Origin of the sequence: Rhizobium chutanense, assembly GCF_002531935.1 — a bacterium.
GTDB lineage: Bacteria > Pseudomonadota > Alphaproteobacteria > Rhizobiales > Rhizobiaceae > Rhizobium > Rhizobium chutanense.
Map to the genome: position 1 here is coordinate 84527 of NZ_NWSV01000018.1, position 16651 is coordinate 101177.

The 16651-nt window shown below is 61.3% G+C and carries 20 protein-coding genes; 10 read left to right on the forward strand and 10 right to left on the reverse strand.

Going from position 1 to position 16651, the window contains the following annotated elements; genetic code table 11:
* The first annotated feature begins 90 nt into the window (after positions 1-90).
* Complete coding sequence (locus tag CO666_RS22905; protein WP_097614464.1) at positions 91-402, forward strand: DUF1294 domain-containing protein; 312 nt, start codon at positions 91-93, stop codon at positions 400-402.
* A gap of 4 nt (positions 403-406) precedes the next feature.
* Here CO666_RS22905 and CO666_RS22910 read toward each other — a convergent pair whose 3' ends face one another.
* Positions 407-916, reverse strand: coding sequence for a GNAT family N-acetyltransferase (locus CO666_RS22910; RefSeq protein WP_097614465.1), 510 nt, complete (start codon positions 914-916; stop codon positions 407-409).
* A 308-nt stretch (positions 917-1224) separates the two neighbouring features.
* Between CO666_RS22910 and CO666_RS22915 the strand changes: the two genes are divergently transcribed.
* Entirely contained in the window at positions 1225-1482 is a 258-nt protein-coding gene (locus tag CO666_RS22915) for a YjhX family toxin (protein ID WP_097614466.1), read from the forward strand.
* Positions 1483-1533: 51 nt separating this feature from the next.
* Here the strand turns inward: CO666_RS22915 and CO666_RS22920 are convergent, their stop codons facing one another.
* The 4 genes from CO666_RS22920 to CO666_RS22935 all read right to left on the reverse strand — a co-directional run bounded on the left by CO666_RS22920 (position 1534) and on the right by CO666_RS22935 (position 4515).
* On the reverse strand, positions 1534-1809 hold the full coding sequence (locus CO666_RS22920; protein ID WP_097614467.1) for a hypothetical protein: 276 nt from the start codon (positions 1807-1809) through the stop codon (positions 1534-1536).
* 104 nt (positions 1810-1913) lie between these two features.
* Entirely contained in the window at positions 1914-3395 is a 1482-nt protein-coding gene (gatA, locus tag CO666_RS22925) for an Asp-tRNA(Asn)/Glu-tRNA(Gln) amidotransferase subunit GatA (protein WP_097614468.1), read from the reverse strand.
* Positions 3396-3453: 58 nt separating this feature from the next.
* Positions 3454-3741 (reverse strand): Asp-tRNA(Asn)/Glu-tRNA(Gln) amidotransferase subunit GatC, encoded by a 288-nt coding sequence (gatC, locus tag CO666_RS22930; protein ID WP_097614469.1) that lies wholly within the window; start codon positions 3739-3741, stop codon positions 3454-3456.
* A gap of 69 nt (positions 3742-3810) precedes the next feature.
* Positions 3811-4515, reverse strand: a complete 705-nt coding sequence (locus CO666_RS22935; RefSeq protein WP_097614470.1) for a metal-dependent hydrolase — start codon at positions 4513-4515, stop codon at positions 3811-3813.
* A gap of 223 nt (positions 4516-4738) precedes the next feature.
* Between CO666_RS22935 and ruvX the strand changes: the two genes are divergently transcribed.
* Complete coding sequence (gene ruvX, locus CO666_RS22940) at positions 4739-5230, forward strand: Holliday junction resolvase RuvX (RefSeq protein WP_097614471.1); 492 nt, start codon at positions 4739-4741, stop codon at positions 5228-5230.
* Here the strand turns inward: ruvX and CO666_RS22945 are convergent.
* The 3 genes from CO666_RS22945 to CO666_RS22950 all read right to left on the reverse strand — a co-directional run bounded on the left by CO666_RS22945 (position 5170) and on the right by CO666_RS22950 (position 6460).
* On the reverse strand, positions 5170-5499 hold the full coding sequence (locus CO666_RS22945) for a DUF6105 family protein (protein ID WP_097614472.1): 330 nt from the start codon (positions 5497-5499) through the stop codon (positions 5170-5172). The two genes, ruvX and CO666_RS22945, sit on opposite strands and share 61 nt — an antisense overlap.
* A complete protein-coding gene (locus CO666_RS34240; RefSeq protein WP_164740488.1) occupies positions 5496-5669 on the reverse strand; it encodes a hypothetical protein in 174 nt (57 codons plus the stop codon). Before CO666_RS34240 ends, CO666_RS22945 begins: the two co-directional genes overlap by 4 nt.
* 131 nt (positions 5670-5800) lie before the next feature.
* On the reverse strand, positions 5801-6460 hold the full coding sequence (locus CO666_RS22950) for a TetR/AcrR family transcriptional regulator (RefSeq protein ID WP_097614473.1): 660 nt from the start codon (positions 6458-6460) through the stop codon (positions 5801-5803).
* Between the two features lie 248 nt (positions 6461-6708).
* Between CO666_RS22950 and map the strand changes: the two genes are divergently transcribed.
* The 7 genes from map to CO666_RS22985 all read left to right on the forward strand — a co-directional run bounded on the left by map (position 6709) and on the right by CO666_RS22985 (position 14364).
* A complete protein-coding gene (gene map / locus CO666_RS22955) occupies positions 6709-7545 on the forward strand; it encodes a type I methionyl aminopeptidase (RefSeq protein ID WP_097614474.1) in 837 nt (278 codons plus the stop codon).
* A 7-nt stretch (positions 7546-7552) separates the two neighbouring features.
* Positions 7553-8371: a RadC family protein gene (gene radC, locus CO666_RS22960; protein WP_097614475.1), complete on the forward strand. Its 819-nt coding sequence runs from the start codon at positions 7553-7555 to the stop codon at positions 8369-8371.
* A 228-nt stretch (positions 8372-8599) separates the two neighbouring features.
* Positions 8600-9829 (forward strand): alpha-hydroxy acid oxidase, encoded by a 1230-nt coding sequence (locus CO666_RS22965; RefSeq protein WP_097614476.1) that lies wholly within the window; start codon positions 8600-8602, stop codon positions 9827-9829.
* A 58-nt stretch (positions 9830-9887) separates the two neighbouring features.
* Positions 9888-10121 (forward strand): JAB domain-containing protein, encoded by a 234-nt coding sequence (locus CO666_RS22970; protein WP_425352431.1) that lies wholly within the window; start codon positions 9888-9890, stop codon positions 10119-10121.
* Between the two features lie 53 nt (positions 10122-10174).
* On the forward strand, positions 10175-11581 hold the full coding sequence (gene sthA / locus CO666_RS22975) for a Si-specific NAD(P)(+) transhydrogenase (RefSeq protein ID WP_097614491.1): 1407 nt from the start codon (positions 10175-10177) through the stop codon (positions 11579-11581).
* A gap of 50 nt (positions 11582-11631) precedes the next feature.
* A complete protein-coding gene (locus tag CO666_RS22980; protein ID WP_097614477.1) occupies positions 11632-12435 on the forward strand; it encodes an endonuclease/exonuclease/phosphatase family protein in 804 nt (267 codons plus the stop codon).
* A 159-nt stretch (positions 12436-12594) separates the two neighbouring features.
* Positions 12595-14364: a B12-binding domain-containing radical SAM protein gene (locus CO666_RS22985; protein WP_097614478.1), complete on the forward strand. Its 1770-nt coding sequence runs from the start codon at positions 12595-12597 to the stop codon at positions 14362-14364.
* 102 nt (positions 14365-14466) lie between these two features.
* Here CO666_RS22985 and CO666_RS22990 read toward each other — a convergent pair whose 3' ends face one another.
* Together CO666_RS22990 and tig are read right to left on the reverse strand one after the other, a co-directional pair.
* A complete protein-coding gene (locus CO666_RS22990; protein ID WP_097614479.1) occupies positions 14467-14889 on the reverse strand; it encodes a nuclear transport factor 2 family protein in 423 nt (140 codons plus the stop codon).
* Positions 14890-15058: 169 nt separating this feature from the next.
* Entirely contained in the window at positions 15059-16543 is a 1485-nt protein-coding gene (gene tig, locus CO666_RS22995) for a trigger factor (RefSeq protein WP_097614480.1), read from the reverse strand.
* Positions 16544-16651: the final 108 nt, after the last annotated feature.

Sequence of the window (16651 nt, forward strand, 5' to 3'; positions counted from 1 at the left end):
GTGCAAGGCTTTCGCCACGGCGTGCAACGCGGTTCGACGGCGGGCGGCGACATTTGCCGCGGGTTAACCGATGCATGATAGTGTCGCCGCATGACGATGATCGATATCACTCAAATGACCGCACTGTTTCTGGCGCTGAACCTCATCGTCTTTTCGGTCTATTTCCTCGACAAGCGGGCGGCGCGCCAGGGCGGGTGGCGCATCAGCGAGCGGACGCTTCTGACCCTTGCGCTGATCGGCGGCAGCCTCGGCGCGGTGGCGGCGCAGCAGATCCTGCGGCACAAGACGAGAAAGGAACCGTTCCGCTCGATCCTGGCGGCGATCCTGATCCTGCATGGCACATTGGCCGTAGCGCTGACCTTGGCGCCGCTATGGGCCCCTCGCCTTCTTCCGAATTTTTGAAACCTCAGAATTCCCGCCCGTATCCGCCTTCGCCATCGGAGATGAGCCTTTTCGTCAGTCCGACCGAGGGCACGTCGCGGTCGAGCTTCGGATTATAGGCGACCGAGAGCCAATGGATGCTGTAGCCGTGTTTCCGAAAGAAGCCGATCGCCTCGCCATTGCCGGAATGAGTCTGCATCGCCGCCTTTTCGAAACCCTGATCGGCGATATTCTTTTCGATGCGCTCGAGAAGCGCCGAACCGAGCCCCTGGCGGGTGAAGACGGGATCGATCCAGAAATCCGAGATGGTTTCATCCAATCCTTCGCGCGCCGCCCAGCCCGCGATCTGGCTGTTTTGCTCGACGACCGTGATGGTCAGCCAGCGGTTTTCCACGAAGTTGCGAAAGGCGTTGCGGGCTGCATCCATCATCGCGTCCGATTCACCGATCGACGCCATCGCCTTTTGCCAGGCCCTCAGCCCGATCTCGCTCAATAGCTCCGCTTCGCCGTCGCGGGCATTGCGAATGTGGATCAACGACACCTCCGCGTTACCCCGCAACTAGACCATTGAGTCGCGGAATTTACCAGTACCCGCAGTGGGATGATGGGTGAAAACTGCTGTTTTCGACCGGTTTGATCGGCAAGCACGGACTTGACCGCTTTTTCCCCGCTGCATAAAAAAACGCATCGAGGTGTTTTATGTTGAGCCTGTCACAGACCCGGTAAAGGCCCTGCCCGCAAATCCGCTTGCGCGCATGGGCCCGAAAAAAACGAAGCCCTGACGTTCGAAAGAGCGCCAGATCGTTTTTGCACGCGCCTCTGGGCGCGATACCGGATCTCAACATGGACATTTCCCGCACGGAGCAGCGCATCCTGCATCTCATGGCCCAAGGCGGCCGCATCGAAATTTCTCGCGACGACAACAGGAAGATCGAGGCAGTCAGTTGCTTCACCCGCGACGGCTGGCTCTATCCCGGCGTCGACCTCGATCTCTTCCGCAGGCTGAAACGGCTGGGGGCGATCAAGTCCTCGAGCGGTCAGCCCTACCGGATCACCGAAAGGGGGCTGAGGCTAGTGAGGTCGCAGCTCAACAACAGGTAATTCGGGCAATCAACCTGACCGCGCTGAAAGCCGGCGCGGTCAGGGCGCAGCTCAAGCCTTTGCAGCGAGCTCCACACGCATCGCCGACCACTCGTCGGCCATCGTGCCTGTGCCGCGCTTCCTGCCGGCGCGGCGATACCAGTAATCGGCATTCCAATCGTCGCCCTCGATGCGATGGCAAAGCGCATGGCCCCAGTCGAACGGCTGCTCGCCTTCGTGACGCTGGCAGATTTCGTGCACCGCCTGCCAATCCGCACCCATGGTGAAGCCGCCGGCAGCAAGGCGATCCGCTGCCTCGATCAATCGCGCCAGATCATGGTTCGGCATGAGGCCCTCCCGGTTCCGGCTGTCAATCAGCCAACCATGCGGCAAACGCGACGGCGCCGACCGCTTCGTGGTCGGCAGCGCTATCTTTCGGATCTTAAGGTCCGTTACCACCACTTGGCCGGCGTAAACCGGCCGGCTGCCTGCTCGATGACATGGGCAGTCCTGAACAGGGTTTCCTCATCGAAGGGCTTGCCGATCAGCTGCAGGCCGAGCGGCAGGCCCTTCTGGTCGAGGCCGGCAGGCACGGCGATGCCGGGCAGACCCGCCATGTTGACCGTTACCGTGAAGATGTCGTTCAGATACATCTTCACCGGATCGGCGGCGAGGTCCTCATCGGCGATCCCGAAGGCGGAAGACGGTGTCGCCGGCGTCAGGATGGCGTCGACGCCGGCATCGAAGGCAAGCTCGAAATCGCGCTTGATCAGCGTGCGGACCTTCTGGGCGCGGATGTAATAGGCATCATAATAACCGGCCGACAGCACATAAGTGCCGATCATGATGCGGCGCTTGACTTCCTGGCCGAAGCCGGCGGCACGCGTCTTCTCGTACATGTCGACGATATCCTTGCCGTCGACGCGCAGGCCGTAACGCACGCCGTCGTAACGCGCGAGGTTCGAGGATGCTTCGGCCGGGGCGACGATATAATAGGCCGGAAGGGCGTATTTGGTGTGCGGCAGCGAGATATCGACGATTTCGGCGCCGGCCTCCTTCAGCCAGGCGATGCCCTGGCGCCAGATGGCTTCGATCTCATCCGGCATGCCGTCGACGCGGTATTCATTGGGAATGCCGATCTTCATGCCCTTCAGCGACTGGCCGAGGACGGCCTCGTAATCCGGCACAGGCAGATCGACCGATGTCGTGTCCTTGGCGTCGACGCTTGCCATCGACTTCAAAAGGATCGCGGCATCGCGCACATCACGGGCGATCGGGCCGGCCTGGTCGAGCGACGAAGCGAAGGCGACGGTGCCCCAGCGCGAGCAGCGGCCATAGGTCGGCTTGATGCCGACGGTGCCAGTGAAGGCGGCCGGCTGACGGATCGAGCCGCCGGTATCGGTGGCGGTGGCGCCGGCGCAAAGATGGGCGGCAACGGCCGCGGCCGAGCCGCCGGAGGAGCCGCCGGGAACGAGTTGCTGATTGGAGCCTGACGCACGCCAGGGATTGATGACCGGGCCGTAATAGGACGTCTCGTTGGAAGAGCCCATGGCGAACTCGTCCATATTAAGCTTGCCGAGCATGACGGCGCCGTCATCCCAGAGATTCTGCGTGACGGTCGATTCATAACGCGGCTCGAAACCATCGAGAATGTGGCTGCAGGCCTGGGTATGCACGCCGACCGTGGCAAAGAGATCCTTGATGCCGAGCGGAATGCCTTCGAGCTCGCCCGCCTTGCCGGCGGCGATGCGCTCGTCGGAGTTCTTCGCCATGACACGGGCGAGATCCGGCGTCGTCTTGATATAGGCGTTCAGCCGGCCATTGGCCGCATCGATCGCCGAGATATAGGCCTCGGTCAGTTCGAGTGCGGTGATTTCCTTGGCGCGCAGCTTCTGGCGGGCTTCGGCAATGGTCAGGCTGGTGAGTTCGCTCATGGTGTTTTCGCTTCAGATCTTGAAAATGGCAACAGGGTCGGAAAGAGGCTTTCCAGCCTTATTCGACGACTTTCGGCACCAGGAAGAAATTGTGATCGGTGACGGGCGCGTTGGCGACGATATCGGCGGCCTTGCTGCCGTCCGTCACCGCATCGGTCCGCTTCTTCATCGCCATCGGGGTTACCGAGGTCATCGCCTCGACGCCGTCGACATCGACTTCGGAGAGCTGCTCGACGAAGCCGAGGATGCCGTTCAGCTCGCCGACCATGCGATTTGCCTCATCTTCGGAGACGGCAATACGGGCAAGGTGGGCGACGCGCTTCACGGTGGCAAGATCGACGGACATGGCATTCTCCGGATAGGATTTTTCCTACCCGCTATAAAGGCCATGTCCGCCCGGCGCAACGGGGTTTCGTCAGATCGACAGGCTCTCGGAAGGCTTGAGCGCCTTCACATCGGTCTTCGATCCTTCCATGCCGGCAACGAACTTATCGGCCGTCTGATCGATGATCGGGAAGGTGGCGAAGTGGCAGGGGATCGCGGTCTTGAAGTTGAAATAGCGCCGGCACGCCAGGGCCGCCACCGCGCCGCCCATGGTGAAGCGGTCGCCGACCGGCACGAGGCCGATGTCGGGCTGGTGCAATTCGTTGATCAGCGCCATGTCGGAGAAGATGTCGGTATCGCCCATGGCCAGAATCGAGGCCTCGTCTTCGAAATGCAGCATCAGGCCGTTGGCGTTGCCGAGCGCATGCGAGACGCCGTCCTCGGTGATCTGGGCAGACGAGTGCAGCGCATTGGTGAAGGTTGCCGAGAAGCTGCCGAGCGCGACCGTACCGCCGGTATTGCCCATCTCGATCTTGTCGACACCCTTGGAGCCGAGCCAGGCGGCGAGATCGGCATTGGCGAGGACAACGGCGCCGGTTTCCTTGGCAAGCGCCACGGTATCGCCGACGTGGTCGCCATGGCCATGCGTCAGCAGGATGTGGGTGATGCCCGCCGAAACGTCCTTGATATCTTGGCCGGAAAAGGAGGCGTTATAGCTGAGGAAGGGATCGAGCAGGATCTTCGCCTTTCCGGTCTCGATGCGGAAGGCGGAATGGCCGAGCCAGGTGATCTTCATGAAATCTCTCCTTACGTGATGCAAATTACCGTTTCGGGAGATCCGGATGATTTTACGCCGGATCGGCCTAAAATCTGAATCCGCATCTCATTCAAGGAATTGGAGCATGATGTCGTCCGAAAACCGCTCACACTTTTCGGCATCATGCTCTAAGGACATATCTCATGCGGCCGCAAAGAAAAGCGGCGGCGAGTTCAATTTCTTTTGACGGGACGAAACGGCGATGACGGTGCTGACGATCGAGGAAATGGCCGGGACGCTTGGCCCGCGACAGGCGATTGCCGGCCTCGATCTCGGCACCAAGACGATCGGGCTGTCGATGTCCGATCTCGGCCGGCGTTTCGCCACGCCGCGCCCGGTGATCCGGCGCGTCAAGTTCACCGTCGATGCGCAGGCGCTATTGGATTTTGCGGCAGCCGAAAAGGTCGCGGGCTTCATCATCGGCCTGCCGATGAATATGGACGGATCGGCGGGTCCGCGGGTGCAGGCGACACGCGCCTTCGTGCGCAACATGGAGCAGAAGACCGCGCTGCCCTTCGTCTATTGGGATGAGCGGCTTTCGACGGTGGCGGCCGAACGGACGCTGCTGGAAATGGACGTCTCGCGCGCCAAGCGGGCCGAACGGATCGATTCGGCCGCGGCAAGCTTCATCCTTCAGGGCGCGCTCGACAGGCTTTCCTTGCTGGCAAGGTCGGGAGACGAATTCAGCGCCTGACGCGCCTTCCACCAGCCGATGATCGACTTGCGCTTTCTGAAGCCGAGAATGGCGAAGACGACGAGGCTGTCGACCGCGATGGCGCGGGCCACGAGCGGCGGGATCGTCTCCGGCGGAATGCCGAGCGCCTTTCCGTAAAGCTGGAAGGTCAGGTCATGGACCTGCCGCGACAGCATGAGGATGCCGAAATTCATGTCGTAATAGGAGAGCCAGTACCATCCGCCGAGAAAGACGATGGGGCCGGCCCAGAAGATCAGAAACCACTTCATGCGGCCTCTCCTCCATGCTTGCGCGCGACGGGCAGATCGAGGGAGACCAACCAGGTCGACAATGCCATGATGCAAAGCACCAGGGTGGGAATTGCGATATCGAGCGCCAGAACTGCGAAAAACATCATCGCCGTTACGAAAAACGCGGCTCTGCCGATCTTGGGTCCCATGGATGTCAACTCGGAGACTCTCACTCATTCCATCTCTGCTGATCCCACACTGTCGGGTTAACCCAGTCCAGGCAACGTAAACCATTCATTAAGGTTAACGCGGCGCCGGTTCCCTGTGGATGAAGAAGCGATCAGCCGTAGACGCCGCGCACGATGCGCTTCAGCGCCGTCGCCGCCTTCTCCCAATCCTTGGACGTCTTCAGCGACAGACCGGCGCACTGCCCGCCGGCCGAGGCGGCAAGCACCAGATGCTGGATCGCTGCAATGACGATGGCATTGACCGCTGCCGTATCTACGCCCTTCGGCGGCGTCAGCGAACCCCGCATGCGCTCCAGCCAGAGAGCCAGCGCCTTCGAACGCGCTTCCGACAGCCGCCTCACCTGCTCGGTGTTTTCCGATATTTCCCAGGCGAGGATGCGGCGCATCAGCGGATCATCTCTCAAGGCGTCGAGGAGAAGAAGCGACAGCCGCTCCATCAGGTCGCCATAGGTGAGCAGGAACATGCCGCCGGTGTCTTCCGGAATGCGATCCTTCACCCATGTGCCGAGATCGGCGCCAATCGCCTCGACCAGGCCGTCGAGGCCGCCATAATAGCGATAGATCAGCTGCTTGTCGCAGCCGGCGCGGCGGGCAACCGCATTGATGCCGAAATTCTGGAAGCCTTCTTCGGCCAGCAGTCGCTTGGCGGCAGCAAGGATGGCGCGCTCAGTGGCGCCGCGATCACGTACGCGCCGTTCCGGCTCGCCGCCGGCCTCAAGCGAATTTTCAAGATTTACGGCTTCGTCAAGCATGACCGACCCTTCCCCGCTGTCACCAATCGGTGAGTAGCGGGCAGGCCTCCTGCAATCAATCCTATCCCCTTGGCAAGATTGTGGATATTCCATCCCGCACCGATGATTGGCATCGAAGGCATGTGGAGGAGCGCATGCCGGGCCGATCGGATCGGCTGAGAAATCTCGTCCTTGCGGTTGATCGCGATGGACGAACCCGGCATAGCTGCATTATGAACAATTCTAATATTCTCCACTAAGGCCCTGCAATGGTGAACTATATCGAAGCCTCCTCCGCGCCGTCGAAGAATACGGGCGCCATCCGGCTTTATGACGCTGAAGCATTCGAGGGCATGCGCAGGGCGTGCCAGCTGACGGCGCGCTGCCTCGATGCGCTGGCCGATATCGTCAAGCCGGGGCTGGTGACCGATGACATCGATCGATTCGTCTTCGATTTCGGCATGGATCACGGCGCTCACCCGGCGACGCTGAACTATCGCGGCTACACCAAATCGACCTGCACTTCGATCAACCACGTCGTCTGTCACGGCATTCCGAACGACAAGCCGCTGCGCGAAGGCGATATCGTCAATATCGACGTCACCTTCGTGCTTGACGGCTGGCACGGCGATTCCAGCCGAATGTATCCTGTCGGCACGATCAAGCGCGCCGCCGAGCGGCTGCTCGAGGTGACCTACGAATCGCTGATGCGCGGCATATCAGCCGTCAGGCCGGGTGCTCGCACCGGCGCGATCGGCGAGGCGATCCAGACCTTTGCCGAGGCCGAGCGCTGCTCGGTGGTGCGCGATTTCTGCGGCCATGGCGTCGGCCGGCTGTTTCATGATTCGCCGAATATCCTGCATTACGGCCGCGCCAACGAGGGGCCGGAGCTGCGCGAAGGCATGATCTTCACCATCGAGCCGATGATCAATCTCGGCCGGCCGCATGTGAAGGTGCTGGCCGATGGCTGGACGGCGGTGACCCGCGACCGCTCGCTTTCGGCGCAGTACGAACACACCGTCGGCGTCACCGCCAATGGCTGCGAGATCTTCACGCTGTCGCCCGGCGGCCTCGACCGCCCGGGTCTGCCGCCGTACAACGGGTGACGCTGCGATGGCGAAAGGCCCTGTTTCGACATCTTCCGACGACGAACTGCCTTTCCCGACGCAAGAGCCCATGGCCGACGAACGCTCGTTCTTCGGCAAACAGAAACCGTCCGCGCCGAAAGCCGGGACCACCCTGCCCGCCTCGCTTGCCGGGCAGGAGCATTATCACGGCCATCGCGAGCGGTTGCGCGAGCGCTTCCGCGAACTCGGCGACACTGCGCTTGCCGACTACGAAATCCTCGAGCTCCTGCTTTTCCGGCTGATCCCGCGGCGCGACACCAAGCCGATCGCCAAGGCGCTGATCGAACGCTTCGGCTCGCTTTCCGGCGTCTTCGGCGCGCCACCGGCATTGCTGACCGAGGTGAAAGGTGTCGGCGAGGCCGTCGCCCTCGACCTCAAGCTAATCTCAACCGTCGCCCACCGGACCCTGAAGAGCGAACTCCGGAGCAAGCAGGTGCTCTCCTCCTGGTCGTCGGTCATCCAGTATTGCCACGCCGCCATGGCGCATGAAACCCGCGAACAATTCCGCATCCTTTTCCTCGACAAGCGCAACGTGCTGATCGCCGACGAGGTGCAGGGCCGCGGCACTGTCGACCATACGCCGGTCTATCCGCGCGAGGTGGTCAAACGCGCGCTGGAGCTTTCGGCAACGGCGATGATCCTCGTGCACAACCACCCCTCCGGCGACCCGACGCCCTCGCGCGCCGACATCGACATGACGAAGGTGATCATCGATGCCGCCAAGGCGCTTGATATCACCGTCCACGACCACGTCATCATCGGCAAGGACGGCCACGTCAGCCTGAAGGGGCTGAAGCTGATCTGAACAGGAAATAGGCTGATCGCCGCCGAAATACCGAGCCCCGGCACATCGGCCACGCGGGCTGCGTCCCGCCAGGCGGTCGATTCGGCGCGGCCGCAGGCAAGCGTTCAAGGCGCGCGAGGATTGAGGAAAGCTGGAGTTGACAGTCGTCGCTGGTGGGAGATTGTATGCAATCATGCTCCGCCATATGCTGAGCAATCCCCGCCCGACATATCGAGAAGATGAAGCTTCATGACGATCTCCAGCGGTCACTCCGATCGATCAAGCCGCCTCTGCCGCGACGTGCTCTGCCTCGATGATTTTGAAAGGAAGGCGCGGCGGCATCTGCCGAAGCCTCTGTTCGGTTATATCGCCGGGGCGACCGAGACCAATGCGTCGCTGCGGCATAATGCCGAGGCTTTCCAGGCCTATGCCTTCCGGCCTCGTGTCCTTCGGGACGTCTCGGGACGCAGCACCGAGACGAGCCTCTTCGGCAAGACCCATGCCGTGCCGTTCGGCATCGCGCCGATGGGGATCAGCGCGTTGATGGCCTATCGGGGCGACATCGTGCTTGCGCAAGGCGCGGACCAATCGGGAATGCCGATGATCATCAGCGGTTCATCTCTTATCCCTTTGGAAGAGATCGCTGCGGTTTCGCCACAAGCTTGGTTTCAGGCCTATCTGCCCGGCGAACCCGACCGTATCGACGCTCTCATCGATCGCGTCGCTTCCGCCGGCATCCGCACACTTCTGCTGACCGTGGACACGGCGACGCTGCCAAATCGCGAAAACAATGTAAGGGCCGGGTTTTCGACGCCTTTGCGTCCCAGTCTCCGCCTGGCCTGGCAGGGCATTTCGCACCCGCGCTGGACAACCGGCACATTCCTGCGCACGATCGCCCGGCACGGCATCCCGCACTTTGAAAATTCCTATGCCACAAGAGGCGCGCCGATCATCTCCTCGAACGTCACGCGCGATTTCGGCAGGCGTGACCATCTCAACTGGGACCATCTAGAGCGGATACGCAAGCGGTGGTCCGGCAAGCTCGTGGTCAAGGGGATCATGCATCCTGACGACGCGGCACGGGCTGCCGACACCGGGGCGGATGGCGTGATCGTCTCCAATCATGGCGGCCGCCAGCTCGATGGCACCGCATCTCCCCTTCAGGTGCTTCCGGAGATTGCGGCGCGTGTTGGAGACCGCACCGCCGTCATGGTCGACGGCGGCTTCAGGCGCGGAACGGATATCATGAAGGCCCTGGCGCTCGGGGCCTGCTTCGTGTTTGTCGGCAGGCCGTTCCTTTATGCTGCAGCCGTCGCCGGCCTACCGGGCGTGCTCAAGGCGGCGGATATCCTGAAGAGGGAACTGCATAGCAATATGGCTTTGCTCGGCGTTACCAAGGTGAGCGAAATTTCCGCTGACTACATCACCCGGGCAGGAAGCCATCGGGCGATCAATGGCGGCCACTCCGGCAATCCGTAAAGCAGGAATATTGCCCCACTCGCCGAGCTCTTCGAATGACCCTTTAGGCAACTAAAGGTTGCACAGACAGCACAGCTCAAAAGTCGGCAACCCGACGCCGTCGCGTACCGACATTAAAACGACGAAGGTGATCATCGATGCCGCCGAGGCGTTCGATATTATCGTCCACGACCACGTCATTATCGGTTGGGACGGCGGTCAGACTGAAGGGGTTGAAGCTGATCCGAAAAGCACAGGGCCGGCTGAATCGGCGGCCGTAAAACAATCTGTAACATTGACCGGCTACCGATAGACGGGCGACATTTTGCGTCGCAAAATGATTCCTTTCCAATCCGGGGCCAGATGATGCTTCAGTACGATCTTGTTGTGGTGGGCAGCGGTCCCGCAGGGCGCCGTGGCGCCATCCAGGCTGCAAAACTCGGCAAGAAAGTGCTTGTCATCGAGCAGGGAAAACGCGTCGGCGGCGTGTCCGTGCATACCGGCACCATCCCTTCCAAAACGCTGCGCGAGACGGCGCTCAATCTTTCCGGCTGGCGCGAACGCGGCTTCTACGGCCGCTCCTACCGTGTCAAGGAAGAGATCAGTGCAGACGACCTGCGCCGCCGCCTGCTGATCACGCTCAACCATGAGGTCGAGGTGCTGGAACACCAGTTCGCCCGCAACCGCGTGCAGCATATTCGCGGCAAGGCGAGCTTCATCGATGCGTCGACGCTGCAGGTGGTCAAGGAAGACGGCGAGATTACGCAGGTCACCGCCGCCAGCGTGCTGCTCGCCGTCGGCACAAAGCCGTTCCGCCCCGATTACATCCCCTTCGACGGCAAGACCGTTCTCGACAGCGACGAGTTGCTCGATATCCAGGAGTTGCCGCGCTCGATGGTCGTCATCGGCGCCGGCGTCATCGGCATCGAATATGCCACGATCTTCAGCGCGCTCGACACGGCCGTCACCGTCCTCGATCCGAAGGCGACGATGCTCGACTTCATCGACAAGGAAATCGTCGAGGACTTCACCTACCAGCTGCGCGACCGCAACATGAAGCTGCTGCTCGGCCAGAAGGCCGACAAGGTCGAGACGCTCGACAACGGCAAGGTCGAGCTGACGCTCGACAGCGGCCGGCGCCTGACGACCGACATGGTGCTGTTCGCCGCCGGCCGCATGGGAGCGACCGACGCGCTGAACCTGCCGGCGATCGGCCTCGAGGCCGACAGCCGCGGCCGTCTCAAGGTCAATCCGGAGACGTTCCAGACATCGGTTGCCAATGTCTACGCCGCCGGCGACGTCGTCGGCTTTCCGAGCCTTGCCTCGACCTCGATGGAACAGGGCCGCATCGCCGCCCGCGTCGCGATCGGCGCAGTCGCCAAGGAGCCGCCGAAATATTTCCCCTACGGCATCTATGCCGTGCCGGAAATTTCCACCTGCGGCCTGACCGAAGAGGAAATGAAGGAGCGCGGCATTCCCTATGAATGCGGCATCGCCCGCTTCCGCGAGACCTCGCGCGGTCATATCATGGGCCTCGACACCGGGCTTTTGAAGCTGATCTTCTCGCTGAAGACACGCCGTCTGCTCGGCGTGCATATCGTCGGCGAAGGCGCCACCGAACTCGTCCATATCGGCCAGGCCGTGCTCAATCTCAAAGGCACGGTCGAATATTTCGTCGAAAACACCTTCAACTATCCGACACTTGCCGAAGCCTACAAGATCGCCGGCCTCGATGCCTGGAACCGGATGGGCGACATCAAGTCGGAACTTTAGACGGCGCCGCCGTCTAATATCCGGCCGTCAAAATCGGAGCCGAATCAACATTGCGCATCATTTCGCTGAACGCATGGGGCGGCAGGCTGCATGAGGCCCTGATCGGCTATGTCAGACAAGCCGATCCGGACGTGCTCTGCTTGCAGGAGGTATTGCGGACGCCGGGCGCGGATTGCGGATGGTCGATCTATCGGGATGCCGGGCTGGAACTGCCGCAGCGCTTCAATCTGTTCGCCGAGATTAGCGCCGCCCTGCCCGGCCACGACGGCTTCTTCTTCCCGACATCGAGAGGCGAACTCTTCGACGGCGATCGCACCGTCACCGCCGAGTTCGGCCTGGCAACCTTCGTGCGCAAAACGCATGCCGTTATCGCCGAGGGGCTGGATTTCGTGCATGGAAGTTTTTCCGCCGATGGCTGGGGCGCCCATCCCAGGCCGCGAAACGCCCATTGCATCCGCGTCTTCAGCCATGAGCACAGCCGCGCCGTGACGATCGCCCATATGCATGGCCTGCGCGATCCCGCGGGCAAGGGCGACACGGCGGCGCGCCAGGACCAGGCTGCAGCGCTGGTCCGGCTCATCGAGCGCGTCTGGCCCGGCGACGAAGGGCTTGTCGTCTGCGGCGATTTCAACGTTTTGCCCGACAGCGCCACCTTTGCGATTCTCGCCGGACTCGGGCTTTCGGATCTCGTCACCGGAAACGGCCTTGTAGACACGCGAACCTCCTACTATCTGAAGCAGGGCCGCTTTGCCGACTACATGCTGGTCACACCGGGGGTGAAGGTCGGCAAGTTCGAGGTGGTCGAGGCGCCCGAGGTCTCCGACCACCGCGCATTGCTGCTCGATATCGGGTAGTATATTGATGAATGATACGCGCGGAGCGTTTCGCGCGCAGTGCCGTTTTCTAAGCCTTCGTTTGAACCCCGCATAAGTCGCATTGATACGCCATGCATGATATGTGCCTTCAACTCCATTTTGCCGCCGGCAAAAGCGTCTGAAGAAAGATAGATACTCTTGTCCCATGTCTTGGAAGCTGCACGCCGACGTTTTCAGCTGATCCTGATCAAGCCGTCGCATTATGACGATGACGGCTATGTCATTCGCTGGTGGCGGGCAATGATCCCGTCCAATTCGCTTGCGGCTCTCTACGGCATCGCCGCCGAATGCGCCGAGCGCAAGGTGCTCGGGCCCGATACCGCGATCGACATCACCGTGATCGACGAGACCAATACGCGGATCGATTTCGCCGGGCTGCTCGCCCAGTTCAAGCGTCATGACAATTTCGGCATGATCGCGCTCGTCGGCGTCCAGACCAACCAGTATCCGCGTGCGCTGGATATCGCCCGGCCGTTCCGCGATGCCGGCCTGCCGGTTTCGATCGGCGGCTTCCATGTTTCCGGCTGCCTGTCGATGCTGGATGGCAAGGCCGTCGGGCTCGACGCCTGCCGCGACATGGGCATCTCGATGTTCGCCGGCGAGGCCGAGGGCCGGCTGGAAATGGTGCTGCGCGACGCCGCCAGCGGCGAGTTGAAGCCGCTCTATAATTTCATGAACGACCTTCCGGGCATTGGCGGCACGCCGGTTCCTTTCCTGCCGAAGGACAATATCCAGCGCACGCTCGGGCTCAGCACCAGCTTCGACGCCGGACGCGGCTGTCCCTATCAATGCTCGTTCTGCACCATCATCAACGTGCAGGGACGCAAGTCGCGTTTCCGCTCGGCCGACGACGTCGAAAAGCTGGTGCGGATGAACTGGGCGCAGGGCATCCACAAATTCTTCATCACCGACGACAATTTCGCCCGCAACAAGGATTGGGAAGCGATCTTCGACCGGCTGATCGAGCTTAAGGAGCGGGACGGCATTCCGCTCGGCCTGATGATCCAGGTCGACACGCTCTGCCACAAGATCCCGAATTTCATCGAGAAATCCCGGCGCGCCGGCGTTACCCGGGTGTTCATCGGCCTCGAAAACGTCAATCCGGACAATCTGACCGCCGCCAAGAAGAACCAGAACAAGATCACCGAATACCGCAAGATGCTGCTCGCCTGGAAGGCGCAGGGCATCATGACGCTCGCCGGTTATATTCTGGGCTTCCCCGGCGATACGCCGGAATCGATCCGCCGTGACATCGCGATCATCCAGGAAGAGCTGCCGCTCGACGTCATCGAATTCTTCATCCTGACGCCGCTGCCCGGCTCCGAAGACCATCAGGTGCTGTGGAAGAAGGGCGTCGAGATGGATGCCGATCTCAACATCTACGATGTCGAACATGTCTGCACCGCGCATCCGAAGATGAGCAAGCAGCAATGGGAAGACATCTACCACGAGGCCTGGGCGCTCTATTATTCGCCCGATCACATGAAGACGCTGCTGCGCCGCGCCGTGGCGACCGGTGTGCCGCTGGCAAGGCTCGTCAAGGTTCTGGTTTCCTTCGCGACCACCGTACCGCTGGAAAACGTGCATCCGCTGCAGAGCGGTCTCTTGCGCCTGAAGACGCCGTCGGAGCGGCGCCCGGAACTGCCGCGCGAACATCCGCTGGTCTTCTGGCCGCGTTTTGCCTGGGAAACCTTCCGCAAACATGCCTCGCTCGCCGGTACGATCATCGGCCTGACCGTTTCGGCTTTCCTGATTTCACGGGATGTCAAGTCGAAGACCTATATGGATCAGGCCCTGACGCCTGTCGCCGACGACGAAGAAGAAACGCTGCACCTCTTCACTCAGACATCAGGCGGCGCCGCAGCCGTCAGCCATGTCAGGAAAGTCGCGCAACTGACGGGGCATTGATTGCAACGGCCGCCGACACCCTGTCGGCCGAAAACGTCAGCGGCATCAAACTTAAATCAAGTTTGATGCCGTGCTTTGAAGCGCTTCGACCTGGATGCCCGCTTAAGCGATTTGGATTATCTGGGTCGTCTCGGCCACTTGCAGCGTGTCGACGAATTCGACGATCTTGATCGGCTTGCCATCCTGAAAATGGATCTTGTCGACGAACTCCGTTTGGAAGCTCACGCCCGATGGGATGTGCCTCACCTCGCCTTCGCGGTGGGCAAAGACCATCTGCTCGTCTTCGTCGACATAGATGCCTGATGTCCTGATCTTCGATAGATCCCATACTGCGATCAGCTGCGTGATCGTCTGGCGAAAGGCATGCCCGCTTGTTTCCGTCGAAAAGGGCGCCAGCCGCGTATTGCCGACCATGCGAAAGGTGCAATCCTCGCCGAGCAGCGCCAGCGTGCCCTCGATATCGCCACGGTCACGCACAGCATAGATTTCCTCCACGAGCTTCTTCATGTCGTGCTTTGCAGTCATGTTCAGGTCCTCCCACCATCAGCAAAATCTGCATTGAAATATACTTCATTGCAACTCTTTGTTGCTGCAGATCTATGGGAGAAGACGTTGGGGAATGAACTGCCCCGGATCATAGAAAAAGGCCCCGCACGATGGCGGGGCCTTTCCAAACTTCAGAGCTGAAAAGCGATTATTCGGCGCTTTCGTCAGCCGCCTTCTTCTTCGGCGCGGCCTTCTTCTTCGGTGCGGCTTCTTCGCCTTCACCGGCCTCAGCTGCTTCGGTCTTGGCGGCGGCCTTCTTCTTCGGCGCGGCCTTCTTGGTCTCGGCCTTGGTCTCGCCTTCTTCCTCGGCGAGCAGCTCTTCCTTCGTCACCTTCTTGTCGGTGACGTCGATTTCGGTCAGCAGGTGATCGATGACCTTCTCTTCGAAGATCGGCGCGCGGATCGAGGCGGCGGCACCCGGCTGGCTGCGGAAGAATTCGAGGATCTGCTTTTCCTGGCCCGGATACTGGCGCAGCTGATCGTAGATGGCGCGCTGCATTTCGTCTTCGCTGACTTCGACGCCGGCCTTTTCGCCGATTTCGGAGAGAACGAGGCCGAGGCGGACGCGACGCTCGGCGAGCGTCTTGTATTCCTCACGTGCCTTTTCTTCGGTCGTGTCTTCGTCCTCGAAGGTCTTGCCCGACTGGGCGAGGTCGTTGTTCACTTGGCTCCAGATGCCGTTATATTCGGCGTCGACGAGCGAGTTCGGGGTCTCGAACTTGTACATCTCGTCGAGCTGGTCGAGGATCTGGCGCTTCAGCTTCTGGCGGGTCAGCGAGCCGTACTGCGATTCGATCTGGCCGCGGACGATTTCCTTCAGGCGGTCGGCGGATTCGATGCCGAGCTTGGAGGCGAGTTCGTCATTGATCTCGACGGCGCCGGGGGCTGCAACGTCCTTGACCGATACGTCGAAGGTCGCTTCCTTGCCGGCGAGGTCCTTGGCCGGGTAGTCGGCCGGGAAGGTCACGGTGATGGTCTTCTCATCGCCGGCCTTGACGCCGACGAGCTGGTCTTCGAAGCCGGGGATGAAGCGGCCGGAGCCGAGCACCAGTTCGGCGCCCTGGTCGGTGCCGCCCGCGAAGGCTTCGCCGTCGACCTTGCCGACGTAATCCATGGTGATGCGGTCGCCGTTGGCGGACTTGCCGGTCTTGGTCTCGTAAGCGCGGGCGCTTTCGGCAACCTTCAGGACCTGCTCGTTGACTTCGTCGTCCGAGATATCGATGACTTCGCGCGTGACCTTGATGCCCTTGACCGACTTCAGTTCGATCGGCGGCAGCACTTCATAGGAGAGCGTGAATTCGAAATCCTGCTGAGCGGCGAGGATCTTGTCGGCTTCGTCCTTGTCCTCGGTCATGGCGATTTCCGGCTGCGTGGCCGACTTCTCGCCGCGGCTGGAGAGGATGGCGGCCGGCTGCTCGCGGACGATCTCGTTGACGAGCTCAGCCATGATCGACTTGCCGTAGACCTTCTTCAGGTGAGCAGCGGGGACCTTGCCCGGACGGAAGCCGTTGATGCGAACCTTGTCCTTCACATCGGCAAGACGCTCATTCATCTTGTTTTCCATGTCCTTGGCCGGGATAACGACCTTGATTTCGCGCTTCAGCCCTTCAGCGAGCGTTTCGATAACCTGCATGTCTTCCTACCTTCATGTCGTGGCGGCCGTGCCCAGACGCCGTTCGTTTCGATGAGCACGACGCCGGCAGCGTGCCGCGCGTGGCTTTTTTCCCAATTCCGTATCATT